Genomic DNA, 21,002 nt, shown 5'->3' on the forward strand with positions numbered 1-21,002 from the left:
ACCTTTGCAAATTGCCACAAAATAAACGATAAAAACTACGTGGCCTTGCCCGCGCCGTTCCGCTTGAGTTATTCTTGCCTACTTCCCCTTCCGGGGCGGCTAGTGCCGCTGCTCGCAGTTGTGCTCTTGTTGCTGAGTATCAGCGGCGCTTGGGGCCAACAGCGGCGGCCCGCAAAGCCCGTGCCTGCCGTCGTACCGCGCGTCAACTCTGACGGGCGCCAGACCACTAACGGACTGCCCGCCGACACCAGCCGGGCCGCCCGTGAGCGCCGTCTCGTGTCGGCCATAGATACCAGCGCCGCTGGTGATTCGCTACGTGTGGGAGCTGAAGTGAAGGGCGATATCAAAACCACCGTTAAGTATTCGGCTAAAGATTCCATCCTTTTTGATGTACAGCAAAAAGTAGCTTACCTCTACGATGATGCTAACGTCGATTATGGTGATTTATCGTTAAAAGCCGCCGTAATTACCGTTGACTACGGTCAAAACCTGCTAAAAGCCAACGGCGCCCCCGATTCCGCGGGCAAGGTGCAGGGCCGGCCGGTGTTTAAAGACGCTGGGGGGCTTTATCAGGCTGGCACCATCAATTACAACTTCAAAACCCGGAAGGGCAAAATTGCCGACGCTGTTACGCAGCAGGGTGAGGGCTATGTGCATGCTGGCATTGTGAAGAAGAATGCCCTAAACGAGATTTTTGGTCGCAATGGTCAGTACACAACGTGTAATCTGGAGCATCCTCACTTTCACATCAATGCCACCAAAATGAAGGTGATTCCGGGTGAGAAAGTGGTTACGGGCCCTTTCAACCTCGTGATTAGCGATATTCCGACTCCGCTGGGTTTTCTATTTGGCTACTTTCCCACGCCGGGCAAAAGCCGGGCTTCGGGCCTCATTTTCCCCACGTTCGGGCAGTCCGCCGACCGGGGCTTTTTCCTGCGAAACGGGGGCTACTACTTCGCGCCCAACGAATACATTGGCCTGCGCCTCACTGGCGATGTGTACGCCGGCAATGCCGAAGCTTTCGGCGGCTTTGCTCTGCGGGGCGAGATGCAGTACATCAAGCGCTACAATTATAACGGCCTGCTGAGCATCGATTACACCCAGCGCCCAGCCGACCTTATTTTGCGCTCAGAGACGGCCAACACCAACCAGCCGTTTCGGCGCCCGCGCAGCCCCAAAACCATCTGGATCAACTGGAGCCACACCCCCACTCCCCGGCCCGGTGGGGGACGTTTTTCGGCCAGCGTGCAGGCGGGTAGCACCGATTACAACCAGCAGAACTCCTTCGACACGCGGCGCTACCTCACCCCCTCCTTCAACTCCACGATCAGCTATCAGAAACAGATCCGTAACTCGCCCATCAACTATTCGCTTCAACTCAGCCAAAACCAGAACACCCAGACGGGCGTCATGAATTTTGTGCTGCCCGATGTGTCGGTGCAGGTAGCGCGGCAGTATCCGTATCAGTGGTTTGGCATCGAGCCCAAAGGAAAGTTTTACGATCAATTTTACGAGCAGATTGCTATATCGTATAACCTCATTGGCCGGAATGAGATAAGCAACCTGGAGCAGCCCCGTTTACTGAACGGCGGGGTTATCCCCGTGATTGGGGGCACGAGTGTGGGCCGCACCATCCCCTTCGAATTCTCAAATCTGGCGCCTTTACTGAACAACGCCCAGCCAACTATCCAGCACCAGTTTGGCATTACGCTGGGTAACTACACCGTCCTAAAGTATCTGAGTCTTAATCCCACAATCAATTACGGCGAATCCTGGTATTTCAAACGGCTGAATTACAACTACGAGCCCGAAGCGCAGGCTGTACGCATCGACACCGTTTCGCAATTTGGTCGCTTGTACAATTACTCCGCTGGCGCCAGCTTATCGACCAACATCTATGGGATTTTGCCTATCAAAGGCGCCAAGATTGAAGCTATCCGCCATAAGATTACGCCATCTGTTAGCTACAGCTACGCCCCTGATTTCTCCCGGAACGATAATTTCTATGAGTCTAATCTGAACTTGGGTGCCCTTCGTGATGCGCAAGGCCGCTTGTACAACCAGTTTGGTCAGCAGAACGACATCACCCGCAATCCAATAGCATTCAGCCGCTTTATCGGCGCCTCGGCTGGGAATGCGAATGGCCGCGCTTCCAGTGCGGTAACCATTGGATTGCAGAACCAGATAGAAATGAAGGTTCGCTCCAAAAATGACACGACCGGCACCACCCCGTTTGAGAAGGTCAGCTTGATTGATGGGCTTGATTTCAATACCGGCTACGATTTCGCCGCTGACTCGCTCAACCTGCTGCCGCTTGCTGTTACGTTCCGTACGCAGGTAGCCAAAAAGCTGAACATTGTGGTAAATGCCGGCTTTGTCTTCTATCAGCGCGACTCCACCGGCCGGTTTATCAATAAATACCTTTTTGATCAATCAAAGCGTCGGCTGGCTCAGCTCACGACGGCTACCCTAAACCTGAGCTATCAATTCAATCCCGCAGCAGGCACTAAAAAGTCGACTGTAGCGCGCGATGTGGCTCCTGCCAACGACCCTGTTCTGGGTAATCCCGTGCGCGTTGACCCCTATGAGGACTACGTAGACTTTGATATTCCTTGGGAGCTGAGCACCTCTTTTGGCGCTACCTATCAAGATCCGGGTCCTATTCCGGGCCGGCCCAACCGGCCCCGCGCCGACGCGCTAACGGTAGCCTCCCTCAACCTAAGCGGCTCGGTAAAGCTCACCCAGAACCTGCGTATAGGCTACAGCAGCGGCTATGACTTCCGCAGCAACCAGGTTTCATTTACTTCCCTCGATTTTTACCGTGATTTGCACTGCTGGCAAATCAGTGGCAGCTGGTTTCCGTTTGGTATCCGTCAGGGCTACAACGTAACCATTGCCGCCAAGTCAAGCCTCCTGCAAGATCTCAAGCTTAACCGCAACCGCACTTTCCAGAATCGGTAAGGGTGGGGGGCAAATTCAGGCTCAGTCGAACAATCCGCCCATCCGGGTCCCACCTTCATACCTCACTTTCTCCGCTCCCTATGTCTCAGCACAAAGAAGTTAAGCTCGTGACCACCCATCAACTGCTAGCGATGAAGCGGCGGGGGGAAAAGATTGCCATGCTCACAGCCTACGACTTTTCGATGGCTACCCTGCTCGATGGTGCCGGTATTGACGTGCTACTCGTAGGCGACTCGGCCTCCAACGTAATGGCCGGCCACGAGACGACTCTACCCATCACCCTCGACCAAATGATTTACCACGCCTCCTCCGTGGTACGGGCGGTAAAGCGGGCCTTTGTGGTGGTTGACATGCCTTTTGGCTCGTACCAAGGTAATTCGTCGGAGGCGTTGCGCTCGGCTATTCGCATTATGAAAGAATCGGGCGGGCACGGCGTAAAGCTGGAAGGCGGCGCTGAAATCCGGGAATCCATTACCCGCATTCTGACGGCTGGTATTCCCGTCATGGGCCATTTAGGCCTCACTCCTCAAAGCATTTACAAATTCGGCACCTACACGGTGCGGGCCAAAGAAGAATCTGAGGCCCAAAAATTGCTTGAAGACGCACAGCTGCTACAAGAACTCGGATGCTTTGCCTTAGTGCTGGAGAAAATTCCCTCGGCTTTGGCTAAGCAAGTCGCTGAAAAGCTTACTATTCCGGTTATCGGTATCGGCGCCGGCCCCGATGTTGACGGGCAGGTGTTAGTGGTTCATGATATGCTGGGCATCACTAAAGAATTCAAACCTCGTTTTCTGCGTCGCTACGCTGAGATTGGTGATGTAATGCACGATGCCGTGGAGCGCTACATTCAGGATGTAAAAACACGTGATTTCCCTTCGGCCGAAGAGGCCTACTAGATTCTGCAAATACGCCTTTTGCATCCACGCCTCGCTACGGGTGCATTGGGGGGCTTTTTTCAATAGGTTATTATTATTAGCCGTCAATTAATTCCGCGTGACTCGTCCGAATCTATGGTCGGAACAGAAGGAGATTCTGTTCGAAGACAATCATCTGCTTATCATAAATAAACCGGCCGGCTTGCTCGTACAGGGCGACTCAACCGGCGACGAACCGTTATCGGTAAAGGCTGCTGAGTATCTGCGGTTCAAATACAAAAAACCAGGAGCGGCCTTTGTAGGCGTAGCGCACCGACTAGACAGACCCGTAAGTGGCGTAGTAGCGCTTGCCAAAACCTCGAAAGCCCTGAGCCGCCTCAATGAGATGTTTCGGGATAACACGGTGCACAAAACGTATTGGGCGCTGGTAGGCAAGCGTCCTGAGCCCACCAGCGGGCACTTGGTGCACTGGCTCGTCAAAGATCCAATTCGCAACGTCACCAAAGCGTATTCTACCGCTCACCCGCAGGGCCAGCGTTCTGAACTGGATTATGAAGTACTAGGGCAAGCTGGCTCACGCTATCTGGTTCAGGTAAACCCTATTACAGGTCGCCCACACCAAATTCGGGTGCAGCTCGCTACCGGCTTGGGTACGCCCATTGTAGGCGATGTGAAATATGGATTTTTGGCACCCTTACCCGATGTAAGCATCGCCCTGCATGCTCGTCGGCTTGAGTTGGCCCACCCCGTTAGTAAAGAGTTGATGACCTTTGAGGCTCCCTTACCTTCTATTGCACACTGGGAAGCCGCCTGCGCTTATTATTAAAAGCCAGGACTATCAGCTTTTCCCAACCTTTATTTCGTCCACAGGTTTAGAAGTAAATTTCTCTAAAAGCGTGGTTTCATGATCATCGAAGCTGCCTGGAGAGACTCTTACAACAACGCTAAACTTTAGTTGCAATTACTGGCTCGTTGTTTCTTTTGAGTGTACCTAAAAATAGCATCTGAACAAGATTTTGGCCTTTTTAGCCTATTTATTGACCCTGCGGAGCTCTGGCTGTAGGTTTGTACTCAAAATCTGAACTAAAGTCGACTGCGTAGTCTTTTGCGAACAACGCCCCGGTTCTGCTTCCTCTGATATTCAACACCCTGCATTATGCCCATACTTATTTTCTTCGTTGCTCACTACTACCTTTCGCTGTTCACACAGACATTTTATTTGCACCGGTATGCGGCGCATAAGATGTTCACAATGAACAAGTTCTGGGAGAAGTTCTTTTACCTCTTCACGTACGCTTGTCAGGGTTCCTCGTTTCTGTCGCCGCGGGCTTACGCCATCCTGCACCGTATGCACCACGCATACTCTGACACGGAGATGGATCCACACTCTCCCCACTTCTCATCCAATCCATTTGCGATGATGTGGAAGACGAAGGTCATCTACACTGACTTGCTTAAGCATAACGTAGAAGCTCCTGAGCGCTTTGAAGGCGATTATCCAGTATGGGAAGCTGTAGAAAACTTTGGTAGCCAGTGGTATTCGCGCTTGGCGTGGGGCACGGCTTACGTGCTCTTCTACATCAACTTTGCTACAGCTTGGTGGATGTATCTATTGCTGCCAGTTCACTTTTTGATGGGTCCGTTGCACGGCGCCATTGTGAACTGGGGTGGCCACAAGTACGGCTATCAGAATTTTGACAACCATGACAAGTCGAGGAATACACTAGCCTTAGACTTCTTGGCTTTCGGCGAACTGTTTCAGAACAACCACCATAAGCTCCCATTGCGCGTTAATTTCGGTGTGAAGTGGTGGGAGTTTGATCCTACTTATGTGTTCATTTGGGGCATGGATAAGATGGGCGTCATTAAGATCAAGCGCAAGCAACAAGTACCAGTGCGGGTTGCTGCTTAAGTTATCCCAACTACTAGAAAGGCTGTTTCGGAAACGAGGCAGCCTTTTCTTTTATCTCCTCACAGGGGTGATAATAGGTACACAGGCCGAATCTGCTGAAAGGTTTTCAATCTTGCGAAGATGTGTGTACCTTTGCGCCTCACTTTCAACCAGACGGACGGGTTCCGTCGCTTAACCAACTAGGTTTATGGCAGTTAAAATCCGCCTCGCCCGCCGTGGCCGTAAAAAAGCCGCGCAATTTGACATCGTAGTAGCCGACGCCCGCGCTCCCCGCGATGGCCGTTTCATCGAGAAAATCGGTACCTACAACCCTAATACTAACCCTGCTACGATCAACTTCGACGGCGACAAAGCTTTCGACTGGATCATGAAGGGTGCCCAGCCTACCGATACGGTTCGTGCTATGCTCTCTTACCGTGGCGTATTGTACCGCAAGCACCTGCAATTGGGTGTTATCAAAGGTGCCATCGCTCAGGACGTAGCTGACGAGCGTTTCACTGCTTGGAAAGAGCAGAAAGATGCGAAGATCGAAGGCAAGCGTACCAGCCTGGGCACTGCTAAGGAAGAGACGCGCAAGCAGCAGCTTGCCGCCGAAACCAAGGTTAAGGAAGCCCGTGCTGAAGCAATTCGCAAAAAGCAGACTCCTGCTGCTGAGCCTGTTGCTGAAACCGAAGGCGAAACGACCGAAGCCGCTGCTCCGGCTGAAACCACTGAGGAAGCTGGCGCCTAAGCTTAGTTTAGGAGTTTAAACGTTTGAGAGTTTAGAAGTTGTTGTCTTGCGGCCTGCGTCGCGGCAGCCTCTTCTAAACTCTTAACTTTTTACTGCCAAAGCTGACGTTGTTACCTTCTTTCCTGTCACTCATTAGAATTCTTGTCCTATGACTATTGACGAATGCTATCAACTCGGCGGCATTGGGAAGACACACGGCCTCAAAGGCTTCGTTGTTGCTTTCCTGGATGTAGATGATGTGGAGGCCTACCGTAAAATGAAGTCGGTGTGGCTGGAATTGCCCCCCACGCCAGGCAAATTAACCGCTTACACTGTGGAGCGTGTACAACCGCAAGCGTCTGACCGCATTTTGCTAAAGCTTAAAGGCATCGACACAATAGAAGCGGCCGAGCCTTTGCGAAATGCCAAGCTCTACAAGGCACTCGATGAATTGCCGGAGCTTGAGGATGACCAGTTCTACTTCCACGATGTTATCGGCTACACTGTTGTCGATGAAACATTGGGTGAGCTAGGCATTGTGGAGACGTTCTACGAGATGCCCCAGCAAGACCTGATGGGCATGCGCTATCAGGGTCAGGAAGTGCTGATTCCGGTGGTAGATGAATTGGTTTTACACGCTGATGAGGCTGAACGTAAGCTACACGTTAGCCTGCCCGAGGGCTTGTTAGATGTTTACCTTAAGCCCTCTTCCCGGGAGCGTGACGAGCCCGATGAATTCATCGAACCATAGTTAAAAAAGCCCCCCAGGGCTTAATCACCGATTTATTTTAAGACTCTAGCTTCACTGCCAGTGGCGGTGCTACCATGCGCCTCGATATTATAACCTGTCAGCCCGATTTATTGGTTAGTCCCTTTAGTCATTCTATTGTGAAGCGGGCCCAGGATAAAGGCTTGGCTAAAATTCATGTTCACGATTTGCGCCGCTTTGCTATTAATAAGCACGGACAAATCGATGATTATGTATTTGGCGGTGGTGCCGGCATGGTGTTGCGCGTAGAGCCTATTGCGGCTTGCCTAGACGGGCTCTTGGCTGAGCGTCGCTACGATGCTGTCATTTATATGACCCCAGACGGTGAGACGCTTCGGCAACCGCTCGTAAACCGCCTGTCACTGACTGAGAACTTGATCATTCTTTGCGGGCACTATAAAGGCATTGACGAGCGCATTCGTAACGCGTATATCACGCATGAAATCAGCGTAGGCGACTACGTACTCAGTGGTGGCGAGCTTGGGGCCGCCATTCTCACCGATGCAATCGTGCGGCTTTTGCCTGGCGTACTTGGCAATGAAGAGTCCGCCTTAAGCGATTCCTTTCAGGATAATCTGTTGGCTCCGCCGGTATACACACGGCCAGCTGAGTGGCGTGGCCAGACTGTCCCTGACATTCTGCTTTCTGGCAATACTCCGCAAGTTGAGATCTGGCGACACGAGCAAGCCCTAGAAAGAACGCGCCAAAGACGCCCAGATTTACTGGACGAGTAAGCGGCCAACCATCATGCATGCAGTCATTTGGCCCTTTCAGCATTTAACTGCGTAATAAGTTTGCCTTCCTCAAAACAGAGCGCTATATTTGCGCCTCTTTTACCCGAAACCACTCGGACGGCGGCGCCGTCCTATTTTTAGTTTTTCCCAGCCATGAGCGTACTACTCGATTTTATCCAGCAGGAATCCCAGGAGCGCCGCGCCAGCTTCCCCGCTTTCGCCGCCGGCGACACCGTTAATGTTCACGTGAAGATTCGCGAGGGCAACAAAGAGCGTGTTCAGCAGTTCCAGGGCGTTGTTATCCAGCGCAAGAATCCAAACTCCAACGGCGAAACTTTCACCGTTCGTAAGATTTCGAACCAAATTGGCACGGAGCGTATTTTCCCGCTTCTGTCGCCCAACATCGACAAGATTGAGCTAGTTCGTCGCGGTAAAGTGCGTCGTGCTCGTCTGTTTTATCTGCGTGGCCTGTCGGGCAAAGCAGCCAAGATCAAAGAGAAGCGCGGCTAAGCCACGCCTGCCTAAGCATACAAAAAGCCGGCTCCTATCAAGGAGCCGGCTTTTTGGCGTTTATACAAATTCGATTAAGCAGCTATTAGCCGTTCGAATTTTTCAAATCCTGTTCGGGAGTTGAATTGACGTTGGGGTTTTGCACTTGCTTAGCTGCCTTCAGCAACGCTTCACCCAAGTTGGTTACCCGCTGGGCAGTGTTTGGGTTTTCAGCAAATATGGCTGCTTTCAGAGTATTATCACCCAGGCGTCCCATTAGCTGACCAACAAGCTTATGATCAATTGTGCCACCGTTAAAATGGGCCTTTAACGCCTGCAAATCAACTACAATTTGATGTAGTTCTGGGTTGTTTACGTCTTTTATGTCTTCAATCCAGCGTTGAAGCACATTGTCGAAGCCGGCTTTGGAAGCTTCTTCCTGCAAGTCGTTGTTCAGGTTATTGATAGCGCCATCCAAGTGGTTCTGGTGCTGGGTATCGTCTTTGGGGATTTTATTGAAAGACATAGGTTGGGGGTGTTAGTCCGCAGGGGCGGACGGTGGAACTGAGTTTGAGAAAACGGGCCGACCGCTACAAAGGTTGTGACACGACATTATGAGGCCGACCGCGTACTTTCGTCCCACATTTATTCGCTCGTTATATTTTCCTCCCCACATGAAAAAGTTATTAGCCAGTTGCTGGCTTGCTTTTCTTCCTCTGGCGCTATCGGCGCAGAGCACTTCACCTGGCAGTTATTGGCAGCAAGAAGTTAATTATTCTATTGATGTCACCCTGGATGACCGCCAGCACACGCTCACGGCCCAAGAGGAAATTCAATACACTAACAACTCGCCCGACCAACTTACCTTCATCTGGTTTCATCTCTGGCCCAACGCTTACCGTGACAACACCACGGCTTTTGCGAAACAGCAATTGCGTAATGGTAGCCGCAAGTTCCAATTTGCCCCCCAAGACCAGCGCGGCTTCATCGACCAGCTTGATTTCAAGGTAAATGGCCAGCCTGCTTCCCTTACCTTCGACCCGGAACATGCCGACATGGCGAAACTAGCGTTGCCCCAACCTTTGGCTCCGGGGGGCAAAATTACGATTACGACGCCTTTTCGGGTAAAGATTCCGGCGTCGTTTTCGCGCTTCGGGCACGTAGACCAGTCGTATCAGATTACGCAGTGGTATCCAAAGCCAGCCGTTTATGACAGCCAAGGCTGGCATCCGATGCCTTATTTGGACCAAGGCGAGTTCTACTCCGAATTTGGCTCGTTTGATGTGCGTATTACGCTACCTTCCAACTACACGGTAGGCGCTACCGGCGTACTGCAAAACGCCGAAGAACAGGCACGCTTAACGCAATTAGCTACCACCGCAGCGTCCAAAAAACCGGAAGACTATGGCAAAGACCTCACCTTCCCAAGTTCTGCTTCAGAGACAAAAACCCTGCGCTACGTGCAGGATCGGGTACACGACTTCGCATGGTTTGCCGACAAACGCTTTAACGTACTTAAGAGCGCCGTTACACTGCCTTCAGGTAAGCAAGTAGACACTTGGGTGATGTTCGTGAACAAGGACGTAGAGAAGTGGATAAAAGGCCTACAGGACGTGAACGACGCCGTTACCTACTACTCACAATGGGTGGGCGAGTATCCATACACGGCTGCTACGGCCGTAGACGGGGCACTAAGCGCCGGCTCAGGGATGGAATACCCCATGGTAACGGTAACGATGCCTTCAGCCATTGTGCACGAGGTAGGGCACAATTGGTTTTATGGTATCCTGGCTTCCAATGAGCGGGCATTCCCATGGTTGGATGAGGGCGTGAACTCCTACATCGAGAATCGGGTAGCTGAGCGCGACAATCCGAATGCGGGTATGTTCGAAAGTGTGCTGAACTCGGGCAAAGCCGCTACTATTTTAGGTGTGGAAGGCTTGAATGCAACGGCTTTGAATCAGGTACCTTATCAGGCATCTGCCAGCAGGGGCCTCGATCAGGCAGTAAGTGGACCTAGCGCAGCTGAGTACGGCAAATTCAACTATGGCATCATCGTTTATACCAAAACGGCTTCTTTGCTGAAGTATCTGGCTGGTTACTTGGGCCAGGAGAAGTTTGATGCTGCCATGCGCACCTACTATCAGCGCTGGCAGTTCAAGCACCCTGCTCCGGCCGATATGCAGGCGGTATTTGAGGAAAGCACCGGTCAGCAACTAGACTGGTTTTTTGAGAACATGCTTCAAAACACCACGCGCTACAATGCCGCTGTAGGAGACATTCAGGTGACGAATGACCAGGTAAAGGTATTGGTCAGGAATGACTCGCCTGCTCCGTTTGCTGTGCCAGTATCAACGCTTAATGCCCAGGGCGAGGTGCTTGAGACGCAATGGACACCCGTATTTGGTAACGGAGAGGAAGATGAAGAAACCCAGCTTGACTTTCGGCGCGAGGGCGTCGCCTCTGTGGTCATTGACCCTACGTACGTTACACCCCAGCTTAACCGTCGAGATGATAAGCTTAACCTAAGTGGCAGTTTGCCTCGATTCGAGCCTTTGCGCCTCCGACCTCTCGTAAGTGTGGAGCGCTGGGATCGTGCCGCCATCAACTGGGCACCAGTGCTGGGAGCCAATACGTCCGATAAGTTTATGCTGGGCGCGGCCTTCTATAGCAGCCCCTTAGTTCCCAAACGCTTGAGCTACTTGGCTATGCCTATGTACAGCTTCAACCGCAATGAGCTAAACGGCATTGGCACGCTTAACCTGAACATTTTGCCAAAGGAAACCGCTCGTCAGCTTATTACCGGTGTCACAGTACAGCGTTTTGAGCGTTATGTGAAGGTAGAGCCCAGCCTGACTCTGACGTTGCCTAAGTCGGCCTATAATGCCCCCCAGCACACGGTTCAACTTGCGAACACTTCCGTGCGCAACGAGGATTTTGATGTAACCAGCAGCATCCAGACCTTGCTCTACCAAGTGCAAGCTGGCGACGCGCTGCAAACTTGGTCAGCCAGCGTGGAGCTGAACCGACTTACTCCTGATTTGTCTGTAGAAAATTCATCAGTTCAAGCCACGTTGCTGCGTGCTTCGGCTTCGTACAGCCTATATTATTCGCCGAAGAAACGCGTGCAGGCCCGTTTGTTTGGCGGGCGTTTTTTGCAAAAGGCTAATGAGGCACCCTTCTTCATTGGTCTGAGTGGCAGCCCCGACTATCGTCGCCAAACGGCCTTCTTAGACCGCCAGCAGATTTCGGATGCCTTCACTGCTCAAACGCATCAAACTGACGACCGCGACGGTGCCTTCAAAGGTTTTATCCCAGTTGGCAGCCAGCGGTGGCTCAGCACTCTCAATCTGCAAGCCGACCTACCGGTGACAGGCTTGGGCGTATTTGCTGACTTTGGTGCTACTAAAGAAGACAACACGCTTTATAGCAGCCGTGGGGGGCAAAATTTCTTCTACGATGCCGGCTTGGTGGTTCCGGTTATTAAAAACATCTTCCAGTTCTACTTGCCCGTAGCCGGCTCTCAATACGAGAACGGTTTGCCCAGCAGCCGCAAGGATTTTACCGACCGGATTCGCTTCGTACTGCGGTTAGATCAGCTCAACCCCTTCCGGCAGCTCGACGAACAATTGGCTAAGTAAGCTCAGATATTGATGCAGGGAGCCAAACGAGTTTTAGGCAGCCTTCTGATTGGTCTCGGCGTAGTTGGTTGCCAAACCGACTACGCCGAGCTACCGACCTTCTCGGCTGAGCGTAAGCTGCTGCAAACTGTAATTGAGGTTCCGGCGGGCACCAACCTTGAGCGCCGCTACGATCCAGCTACCCACGAATTTGCCCCCCAGCAACGCGCGGGCAAAGATCGAGTGCTGGAATTTCTTCCTTATCCTGGCAACTATGGCTTTGTGCCGGGTACTAGCACCGCAACTGGCGCCCCACTGCCGGTATTAGTTTTAGCCGAAAGTCAGCCGATCGGTACGGTGCTTGAAGTGTTGCCCATTGGCTTGGTGCTACTGGATAATGCTGGAGCCATAGAACGGGTAGTACTAGCTGTACCAGCGCGGCCGAGTCAGCAAATCTTACCCAAAACCAGCACATGGGCTGAGTTTACCCAGCGCTATCCGGCGGCCCAACAGATGCTACGGCTGTGGTTTCAGCATCGTGACTCACCGGGCGCAGTACGAATTATGGGCTGGAAAGATGAACAAGCCGCCGCCGAGCATGTGCGAAAGGTGATGCGTTAGGTAACGTTTAGGAATCGATAGAAAACAAGAAAGCCCCCCAAATGAACTCTGGGGGCTTTTTCTATACGAAGTACTGACTACTCAATTTTGTTCATGCGATCCTTTACAGCCTCCAAGGCTACGCGCATGTTTACAATATCGGCGCGGGCAGCTTCCTGCTCTTTCAGGTTCATATCCACCACGTTGTTGTACTGAAGAAGCTCAGCGGCGTTCTTGGCGAGTTCCTGCTGAATCTCCATTTTGCGAGCCTTATTTTTCTCGATATCCTTTCTTACCAAGTCGGCTTTCGCAATAACAGCATTATGATTATTTTGTGAAATAACCAGAGACTTTTCAGCTTCAGCAACCTGTACTGCCAAGTCTTCCCGATAAAGTAGGCGAGCAAAGTCTTTTAGGTACTTTTCCGCGGCGCTCCACTGCACAGGAGTAGTGGCTCTGTCGAGGTAAGCGTTGCCTAAGTCAATAGCCCACCAGATGGTAGTGCCCGTAGGCGTAGCATCAATTTTGCTGAAAACCCGAACCGGCGTTTTCGATATCTCGTCGATCGTGACACCCTCCATAGAGTACACGCCTTTGTCGTTCTTTACTTTGCTACCGAATCTCTCATTCAGCCGCTTAGCCCATGATTCTTCTACGCGCTTGCTTTCAAGCTGCAAAGAAATGCGTTGCCCTTTGCGGGGGATGCCTTTGATCGACATATCCGTTTCATCAACGGGTGACTTCTGGGCATAGCCAGTCACCGTTAGCATGAAGCTCAGGAGCAGAGTAAGTAGTACACCTTGTTTCATATATGAATGAAAAGGGTTGAAGAAAAAGTTATTAGTAGAAAGATTGTGTTGCTATCTCAAATCTCACTACGCCAAATCTATACCAGACTACCCTTTACCGCATACCCTTTGAGTTGTTTTTTTTCAAGAACACGCGCTTTTGTTTATTAAGTCATAACCTATATGGTTTAACTACTATAATGAGTCTTTGGGCTGAGGTCTAAAGCGGAGTTAGGTATTTCAGTAGCCGCTAAAGTCCTTTTAGTCGTACAATAAATAGCCACTACCGAAGTGAACTGAACAAAACGCTATACCTGTGGTTCAGCAAGCACTATGCAAGTCACCGTCTGTCGCAAGGAACATTTTAACGCTGCCCATCGGCTCTTCAATCCGGCCTGGGATGAGGCACGCAATCAGCAAGTATTCGACAAGTGTAACAACCCCAACTACCACGGTCACAATTACGAGCTGATCGTACGCCTTACGGGTGCAATCGACCCGGAAACCGGTTACGTGTATGATCTCAAGCGTCTGAGCGACCTGATTAAGCGCGAGATTCTGGATACCTTTGATCATCGTAACCTCAATTTGGATACGGAAGAATTTCGCCACCTTAACCCCACGGCCGAGAATATCGCCGTAGTGATTTGGCAAAAGCTACGGTCTCATATTGAGCCCCATTTAATTTTATCGGTCACCTTATATGAGACCGAACGCAACTTTGTTGAATATCATGGATAACGCCGTGCCCGCAGTTGCTGCAACGGACCTCCCCGTCCCAAACGATGCCCACTTGCCGGCTGATCTGCGCACACCTCTGCGCCCCGATGCCTTTACGCTAAGCGAAGAAGAGAAAATAGCCAGCATTGCCGACCACTTTCGCGAAATAATGACGTTGCTGGGTCTGGATCTGAACGACGACAGCTTGAAGGGGACTCCTCGCCGAGTAGCCAAAATGTATGTGCATGAGTGGTTTCGCGGCCTCAACCCTGCTTATCAGCCCGATGTAAAACTTTTTGACAACCGCTACCAATACCATCAGATGTTGGTAGAGCGCGATATCACTCTTTTTTCCTGCTGCGAGCACCATTTTGTGCCTATCATTGGAAAAGCGCATGTGGCTTATCTGCCCGGCGAGCATGTGGTTGGCCTCTCTAAGTTGAATCGGGTGGTGCAATATTATGCTCGTCGCCCGCAGGTGCAGGAGCGCTTGACGCGACAAATTGCCGAGGAGCTAAAAAACACCCTCCATACTAACGATGTGGCCGTGTTAATAGAGGCTGATCATTTGTGCGTGATGAGCCGGGGCGTGAATGACACCAGCAGCAGCACGCTTACGGCCGAGTATGGCGGGGCTTTCGACCGCGACCAAGCCCTCCGTACTGAATTTCTGCGTTTGATTGGGAAGTAAAATTCTGGTTGTGAGTTGTCGGCGGCCTATTAGCTTGCATCCCCATTCACCACGTCATCTGCCCAACACCCTTTGCTGACTAAACACGTAAGTGCCAGACTGCAATAGGCAACACTCATTTGTATGTCTCAAAAAGTTCTCATCACCGGCGGTACGGGCCTAATTGGCACACGTCTCGCCGAACTTCTCATTGATGCGGGCTATGAAGTGGCCCTGCTTAGCCGCCAAGCCGGCGCTAGCCACTACCACACTTTCCGCTGGGATCCGCGCCACGAAACGCTAGATCCGGCCGCCATTCGCTACGCCGACTATATTATTAACTTGGCCGGGTCGAGTGTGTCGGATGGAAAGTGGACGGACGAGCGAAAGCGCGAGATTCTGGAAAGTCGATTAGATGGCACTAGGCTGCTAGCGAAGGAATTAGCTAAAGGAGAACACCATGTCCGAGCATTCTTGTCGGCGTCGGCAATTGGTATTTATGGCGACAGCGGCGATAAGCTTGTAAACGAAGAAACGCCCCCCAATACTCCTTCCGATGATTTTTTGGCTGATGTATCGCGAAAGTGGGAACAAGCAGCTCATGAAGTGGCAGCGCTCGGCATTCGGACCATTGTTGTGCGTATCGGTATAGTGCTGAGTACGCAAGGTGGTGCATTGCCCCAAATGGCACGGCCCGTGAAGCTTATGGCAGGCGCCGCCTTAGGCTCGGGCAAGCAATTCATGTCTTGGATTCACCTCGACGACTTATGCCGGCTACTCATTCAAATGCTAGATGAGCCGCAGTGGCAGGGCACGTATAATGCTGTATCGCCTAACCCGGTTACTAATCAAACCTTTACTGAAACCCTGGCCGATGTAATGCATCGCCCATTGGTACTCCCTAAAGTACCGGCCTTTGCGCTGAACCTAATGATGGGCGAAATGAGCGAAATCGTTCTTGCTTCACAGCGGGTAAGCGCCGAGAAGGTTTTAAAACAAGGGTTTACGTTTGAATATCCCAATTTGAAGGGGGCCTTGGAGTCATTTTACGCAACGGAGGAATAAGCGCTTAATAAAGCTTCTATTCCTCCGTTAATATTGCGCTGCCCTGAGTTACAAACTGTCTGGTATGGCGATGGTGCCAGCGTTCAGTTTCTCCAGCAGGTTGTCCGTTACCAAGGAGTCAATGGGCTCCACGATGCGGCGCGGCGCGGGCGTTACGCAGTTATACTTCTTCGATATTTTGACTGTGGGCGAAGGGAAGCGGCCGTATTCTATATCTAAGTCCTTGTCCCTATAAAGCTTCTCCATATAGGTGCCATACACGGGCAAAGCCATTCGGCTGCCTTCTCCTTGCTGAGAACGGTAGAAGTGAATACTGCGGTCTTCGCCGCCTACCCACACACCGCTCACTAGGTCTTTGGTTACACCCATGTACCAGCCATCAGAATAGTTGGAGGTCGTGCCGGTTTTGCCCCCTATCTCGTTGCCTTTCTTCCACAGGTCGTACTCCCACAAGGCTTGCGAAGTACCACCTGGCTCCTCCATGCCGCCTTTCAGCATGTAAAGCATGAGCCACGCCGTTTCGGCCGGGATAACGCGCTTTTGCTTAGGGTCGAACTGCTTAATAACGTTGCCGTTGCGGTCCTCGATACGGGTAACGAGCAGGGGTTCGGTGCGGAAGCCGTTGTTGACGAAGGTGCTGTACGCATTTACCATTTCGTACACGCTTACATCGCCCCCCGAGCCCAAGCCAATGCTAGGCACATCGAGCAGCTTACTGCGGATACCAACTTTGTGGGCATATTTAGCCACATTCTCCCACCCTACCAACTCCGTAAGCTGCGCCGTCACTGAGTTAATGGAGCGAGCCATGGCATGGCGCAGAGTCATGTTGGAGCCGGAGTACTCACGGGTCACGTTGTTGGGCTTCCACTCCATGTTCTTGCCGTTTTCCACGTAACGGATGGTCACGCGCTCGTCGCGGATACGGTCGCAAGGCGTGTAGCCGTTGTCAAGAGCCGTTAGATACACGAAGGGCTTGAAAGTAGAGCCCGGCTGACGACGGCCTTGCTTAACGTGGTCGTACTGAAAAAAGTGGTAGTTTAGACCACCAACCCAGGCTTTGATATGACCCGTGAATGGGTCCATCGTCATCATGCCCGCGTGCAGGAACTTCTTGTAGTAGGCCAGCGAATCGAGAGGCGACATGACGAGTGTCGTGTCGCCGTCGCCTTTCCAGGTAAACACCTTCATTGGACGCTTCGCGTTCAAGGCTGAATCTAAGCGGGCTGGCTGGCCTTTGTAGCGCTCAGCCAGTCGCTTATACTGATCCGTGCGCTTCATTTGGGTTTCGATGAAATCAGGAATCTCCTTTCCCTGATCATCTACCCACGGATTACCGCCCCGATTACGCCAGAAATTATCGAACTGCCGCTGTAATATTTTCATGCGTTGCAACACCGACTCCTCGGCGTGAGCTTGCATGCGCGAATCAATCGTAGTGTAGATTTTCAGGCCATCGCGGTACATGTCGTAGCCGTTTTTCTCGCACCACTCATTTACCGTCTGGCTTACCGCACCGCGGAAGTAGGCTTCAGGGCCATCAAAGTGCTTATCAACCTGATAGCGTAAGGCTAGGGGGCTTTTTTGCAGAGAATCAACCTGTTTCGCGGTCAAATGCCCTGCCTGACCCATACGGGTCAGCACTAAGTTGCGGCGCTTGAGCGCAGCTTCGGGGTGAAAACGTGGGTTGTAGGCAGTTGGGTTATTCAGCACGCCCACGAGCATGGCGGCTTCTTCGGGCTTCAGGCTGTCGGGCGAGGTGCTGAAGAAGGTTTTGGCAGCTACTTTAATACCGAAGGCCTGCGAGCCGTACTCCACCGTATTGAAGTACATGCGCAGAATTTCCTCTTTTGTATAGCGCCGCTCCAGCTCTACGGCCGTCAGCCACTCTTTGGTTTTGCTGATCAGCGTACTTACAACTGGGATATAACCTAGCGCGCCACCGGTTTCGCCCCGACGGGTTTTGTACAGGTTTTTGGCCAACTGTTGCGTAATGGTACTGCCGCCGCGCTTTTCGCCGCGCACCACGGCCCACACCGCGCCGGCCATAGCTTGCGGATCGATGCCGGCATGGTCGTAGAAACGAGCATCCTCGGTGGCAATCAGGGCCTTCACCAACACCGGCGAAATCTTACTGAATGGGATTGGCGAGCGGTTTTCGCGGAAATAGGTTCCGATCAGTACGCCATCAGAAGTATATAGCTCGGAGGCTTTTTCCACTTTCGGGTTCTCCAACTCCTCCAGCCCCGGCGACTTGCCAAAGAGAAACATGAAGTTAGTGCTGACCAGAATAGGATAGAGCAGAAAGATGCCCAAGCCTACAATAAAAGCCCCCCACGCCATGCGCGACAGGATATTAGGCCAGCGTCGACGCGGCTTTTTTACTGAATTTGGCGATTCGGAAGCGGACATGCAGAACAAAACACGTGGCGGCCGGGGAGCCACTCCTAGCAGAAGGCACCGACGACGGATACGCAAATATACCAACTAGGCGCGGCCCTGTAGCCAGACTTCCCGATGAAACCACATGGATACGTGGTCTGGTTCAATTAATTTTCACATTGCTTCTCACTTACAGTGGCTGAAGCTCCACACTGGTTGGCTGAAAAGTTGGGCTTGGCTTAGCCGAAACAGGTGATTCTACTGTCTGCTCGCGCACAGAAATGCCCCCCGGCGCGGCCAGCATCTCCTCTACCCTTCCAAACTCTACGCTCACTGCATCGGCAAAAGCCAGCAGCCCAAAACCTCCCGCTCGCAGGGTGCGGTGATAGGTAACCCATACGACGAGCGTAGTGCCGGCCATCAGCGTACGGTAGGCCTGTCGGGTTGCCCAGCGCCGCAGCGCGCTTTGGCCGCGCGTAATCTGTGTTAGCGTAAAGCACTGGAAGTTTAGGTGCATCTCCTCATCGCGAAGAATGCGCCGACAAATTTGCTGTAGTAAGCCAGAATAAGTAGCTTGATAAAGGGCCTGATAATACACGGCGGCAATAATTTCGGCCGTCAGCAGTACCCGTAGCGTGTGCTCTAAGGAGGCCCATTGCCGCAGCCAGCGAAACACTTTATCCAACCCGCTCGACTTGCACAGGCGCGACAGCTGATGAATGGCCATATACTGCCCCAGCACCCGCGCATGACCCTGCTCTTCCCTGATAAACAGCCGGATAGCCGCTACATAATCAGGGTCGCCGAGGTCTTTGGCTTTCTGGTACAGATGTTTGCCTTCCGAATGCTCCCCCTGCTGAAACTGCGGCAACGAGTAGCGAATAGCGCGCAATTCGCGTTCGGTAAGGCGGTAGGTATCGTCCCAACTTAGGTTATCGAGGTGATTTTGGTTGGCGCTGAAGTAATTGGCCCAATCGGAGAAAGTCATGAAGATAGGATGAGATGAAATGAGCTGAGACTTCTGATTTATAGCTTTTTGCCTGCTAGTTGCTGATAGGCTTGCCAGTCGGCGTAGGTGTAGCTGGGCCAATTGCGCGCTTGCTGCCTTTCTTCAAATTGGGTTAGGCGCCACTGGAGCCGCTGCGCTGCGGTAGCGGGTTCCATCTTTATCCAGCTGCCGTAGGTTTTATGCACAAGGTGGCGCTGGGTGAACACCTCGGGGTGGGCGGCGAGAACAGGCAGCACCCGGTCGGGCATGTTGAGCAGAAAGCCGTAGTCGAGTTCATGCAGTTCGGGGCGCAGATTGTAGCGCGCAATCCAGATTTCCCAGTTGCCGCAGGCCAGCCCCACCATGAGCACATAAGCCGCCAGTGCATTCAGACGCACCAGCGAGTAAGCCGAGCGGCGCTGCCAGATTTTGAGCAGCACGGTAGCCAGCCCGAAGAAGGTGAGCAGCAGGAAGAAATACACCCCGATTCGCTTGTAAGCAAGCCCCGTGTAGAGAATGTAATAGTAGTTGCGCAGCCCCACCGAGACGGCCAATACCGCATTTTGCAGCACCCACACCGTCGCCATCCAGCGCAGCAGCGGCAACCCCCGCTCGTAGAAATTCAGGTTGCGGCGGAAAAACCACAGCACGATACCCATTGCCACGAGAATGCTCAGAATGAGCACATAGGTGCCTTCGTGTACAAACTGCGTAAGGTCAAAATCAGGGGCGGGCTTGAAGCCAAACCATATCCAGTTGATATCGATGCCATTGACCACGAGCAGCAACACGTTCACCAAGCCAAACATGCTGAGGGCCACGAGGTATTCCTTGCGCAAATCGAGCGCTCGGAAGCGTTTGGCTTGAAAGTCGGGCCGGCGCACGGCGAAGGAAGCCACCCGGTCGCGTTGCCGCAGGATGAACTCACCGAAGCGTGATTCCTTGTCGGCGAAGTAATGTACTGGCACACTCACGAGCGCCGCCCCAGTCAGGGCCAAGCCAAACAGGAAAAACAGGAAGTGTGGTATGGAGAAAATCTCGAAAAAGGCCTCCACCCACTCCCCTATTGTAGTCAGCACTCGCTCCGTGAGCGCACTGTACACAGGGTTAGCGACGGCAAACAGGATGTGAAATACTAAAAGCGCTACGAACGGCAGTATGAGCAGTCGACCGTAGAACCAGGCCCGTTCTACGCGTCCGTCTAGGCTGCGCGGCAGAACGAGCAGTTGCGCCAGCCTTGGCACTGTGCGGATAGCGCTGCTAATGGCTGTTAGTAGCGCATAAACAACCAGCTTCAGGTGGGGCTGATTGCGGTAGCCGAGCCACATGGCCGAGGAGGCCAGCCAGGCTAATAGCGCTGCCCCTGAGCCGTACCAGGCCATCATGGCGGCGCTAAGTATTGTGCCGGCCAGCGTCAGCCGAAACCCATTAGAACGCCATTGCGGAGCGTAGCGCGGCAACTCTACCAGCCCCACGATTAGCACAAACAAAGTATACAGGAGCACATTCAGGGCCGGCCGCTCTTCCCAGAATAATATGTAGAACCAGATTGCCCCGATGGGTATTGCCACCTTTTGCAAAGTGGAAAGGGTCAGACGAGGTGCCGCCGCCGATGTGGAACCGGCGGGGGGGAAATTGGTGGAGATTTCCATAGCGAATAAGGCAGCTAAAGTATGTTTGGCATTTTAAAAGAACTTTGCATTTCAAAGTTAATAGACAA

Annotated in this window: 18 protein-coding genes; 13 read left to right on the plus strand and 5 right to left on the minus strand. The window is 52.4% G+C overall.

Going from position 1 to position 21,002, the window contains the following annotated elements; translation table 11 throughout:
• Nucleotides 1–102 precede the first annotated feature (102 nt).
• The 8 genes from G7064_RS07700 (at nucleotide 103) to rplS (ending at nucleotide 8,470) form a co-directional block, all read left to right on the plus strand.
• Nucleotides 103–2,961: a putative LPS assembly protein LptD gene (locus tag G7064_RS07700; RefSeq protein ID WP_166073139.1), complete on the plus strand. Its 2,859-nt coding sequence runs from the start codon at nucleotides 103–105 to the stop codon at nucleotides 2,959–2,961.
• Nucleotides 2,962–3,041: 80 nt separating this feature from the next.
• On the plus strand, nucleotides 3,042–3,857 hold the full coding sequence (gene panB / locus G7064_RS07705) for a 3-methyl-2-oxobutanoate hydroxymethyltransferase (protein ID WP_133271857.1): 816 nt from the start codon (nucleotides 3,042–3,044) through the stop codon (nucleotides 3,855–3,857).
• Between the two features lie 97 nt (nucleotides 3,858–3,954).
• The gene (locus G7064_RS07710) at nucleotides 3,955–4,662 is read left to right on the plus strand and encodes an RluA family pseudouridine synthase (RefSeq protein ID WP_133271856.1); all 708 of its coding nucleotides are present in this window, start codon (nucleotides 3,955–3,957) and stop codon (nucleotides 4,660–4,662) included.
• A gap of 330 nt (nucleotides 4,663–4,992) precedes the next feature.
• Nucleotides 4,993–5,748, plus strand: a complete 756-nt coding sequence (locus G7064_RS07715; protein ID WP_133271855.1) for an acyl-CoA desaturase — start codon at nucleotides 4,993–4,995, stop codon at nucleotides 5,746–5,748.
• A 187-nt stretch (nucleotides 5,749–5,935) separates the two neighbouring features.
• On the plus strand, nucleotides 5,936–6,478 hold the full coding sequence (locus G7064_RS07720) for a 30S ribosomal protein S16 (RefSeq protein ID WP_133271854.1): 543 nt from the start codon (nucleotides 5,936–5,938) through the stop codon (nucleotides 6,476–6,478).
• A gap of 148 nt (nucleotides 6,479–6,626) precedes the next feature.
• Complete coding sequence (rimM, locus tag G7064_RS07725; RefSeq protein WP_133271853.1) at nucleotides 6,627–7,208, plus strand: ribosome maturation factor RimM; 582 nt, start codon at nucleotides 6,627–6,629, stop codon at nucleotides 7,206–7,208.
• 74 nt (nucleotides 7,209–7,282) lie between these two features.
• On the plus strand, nucleotides 7,283–7,960 hold the full coding sequence (trmD, locus tag G7064_RS07730; protein ID WP_166073140.1) for a tRNA (guanosine(37)-N1)-methyltransferase TrmD: 678 nt from the start codon (nucleotides 7,283–7,285) through the stop codon (nucleotides 7,958–7,960).
• Nucleotides 7,961–8,113: 153 nt separating this feature from the next.
• Nucleotides 8,114–8,470: a 50S ribosomal protein L19 gene (rplS, locus tag G7064_RS07735; RefSeq protein WP_133271851.1), complete on the plus strand. Its 357-nt coding sequence runs from the start codon at nucleotides 8,114–8,116 to the stop codon at nucleotides 8,468–8,470.
• Between the two features lie 85 nt (nucleotides 8,471–8,555).
• On the opposite strand, the gene G7064_RS07740 is transcribed toward rplS, so the two are convergent.
• Nucleotides 8,556–8,975: a hypothetical protein gene (locus tag G7064_RS07740; protein WP_133271850.1), complete on the minus strand. Its 420-nt coding sequence runs from the start codon at nucleotides 8,973–8,975 to the stop codon at nucleotides 8,556–8,558.
• Nucleotides 8,976–9,123: 148 nt separating this feature from the next.
• Between G7064_RS07740 and G7064_RS07745 the strand changes: the two genes are divergently transcribed.
• Nucleotides 9,124–12,090, plus strand: coding sequence for a M1 family metallopeptidase (locus tag G7064_RS07745; protein ID WP_166073141.1), 2,967 nt, complete (start codon nucleotides 9,124–9,126; stop codon nucleotides 12,088–12,090).
• Nucleotides 12,091–12,102: 12 nt separating this feature from the next.
• Nucleotides 12,103–12,690: an inorganic diphosphatase gene (locus tag G7064_RS07750; RefSeq protein ID WP_166073142.1), complete on the plus strand. Its 588-nt coding sequence runs from the start codon at nucleotides 12,103–12,105 to the stop codon at nucleotides 12,688–12,690.
• Between the two features lie 77 nt (nucleotides 12,691–12,767).
• Here the strand turns inward: G7064_RS07750 and G7064_RS07755 are convergent, their stop codons facing one another.
• Nucleotides 12,768–13,478, minus strand: coding sequence for a DNA repair ATPase (locus G7064_RS07755; RefSeq protein ID WP_133271847.1), 711 nt, complete (start codon nucleotides 13,476–13,478; stop codon nucleotides 12,768–12,770).
• A gap of 312 nt (nucleotides 13,479–13,790) precedes the next feature.
• On the opposite strand from G7064_RS07755, the gene G7064_RS07760 reads away from it, so the two are divergent.
• The 3 genes from G7064_RS07760 to G7064_RS07770 all read left to right on the plus strand — a co-directional run bounded on the left by G7064_RS07760 (nucleotide 13,791) and on the right by G7064_RS07770 (nucleotide 15,912).
• Nucleotides 13,791–14,198 (plus strand): 6-pyruvoyl trahydropterin synthase family protein, encoded by a 408-nt coding sequence (locus G7064_RS07760; protein WP_166073143.1) that lies wholly within the window; start codon nucleotides 13,791–13,793, stop codon nucleotides 14,196–14,198.
• Nucleotides 14,191–14,868, plus strand: a complete 678-nt coding sequence (folE, locus tag G7064_RS07765) for a GTP cyclohydrolase I FolE (RefSeq protein WP_166073144.1) — start codon at nucleotides 14,191–14,193, stop codon at nucleotides 14,866–14,868. Before G7064_RS07760 ends, folE begins: the two co-directional genes overlap by 8 nt.
• A gap of 123 nt (nucleotides 14,869–14,991) precedes the next feature.
• A complete protein-coding gene (locus G7064_RS07770; RefSeq protein WP_166073145.1) occupies nucleotides 14,992–15,912 on the plus strand; it encodes a TIGR01777 family oxidoreductase in 921 nt (306 codons plus the stop codon).
• A 48-nt stretch (nucleotides 15,913–15,960) separates the two neighbouring features.
• Here the strand turns inward: G7064_RS07770 and G7064_RS07775 are convergent, their stop codons facing one another.
• The 3 genes from G7064_RS07775 to G7064_RS07785 all read right to left on the minus strand — a co-directional run bounded on the left by G7064_RS07775 (nucleotide 15,961) and on the right by G7064_RS07785 (nucleotide 20,934).
• A complete protein-coding gene (locus G7064_RS07775) occupies nucleotides 15,961–18,324 on the minus strand; it encodes a transglycosylase domain-containing protein (RefSeq protein ID WP_240935805.1) in 2,364 nt (787 codons plus the stop codon).
• Between the two features lie 160 nt (nucleotides 18,325–18,484).
• The gene (locus G7064_RS07780) at nucleotides 18,485–19,282 is read right to left on the minus strand and encodes a ferritin-like domain-containing protein (protein ID WP_166073146.1); all 798 of its coding nucleotides are present in this window, start codon (nucleotides 19,280–19,282) and stop codon (nucleotides 18,485–18,487) included.
• 38 nt (nucleotides 19,283–19,320) lie between these two features.
• Complete coding sequence (locus G7064_RS07785) at nucleotides 19,321–20,934, minus strand: DUF4173 domain-containing protein (RefSeq protein WP_166073147.1); 1,614 nt, start codon at nucleotides 20,932–20,934, stop codon at nucleotides 19,321–19,323.
• Nucleotides 20,935–21,002: the final 68 nt, after the last annotated feature.

Origin of the sequence: Hymenobacter sp. HDW8 (assembly GCF_011305775.1) — a bacterium.
GTDB classification, from domain to species: domain Bacteria; phylum Bacteroidota; class Bacteroidia; order Cytophagales; family Hymenobacteraceae; genus Hymenobacter; species Hymenobacter radiodurans.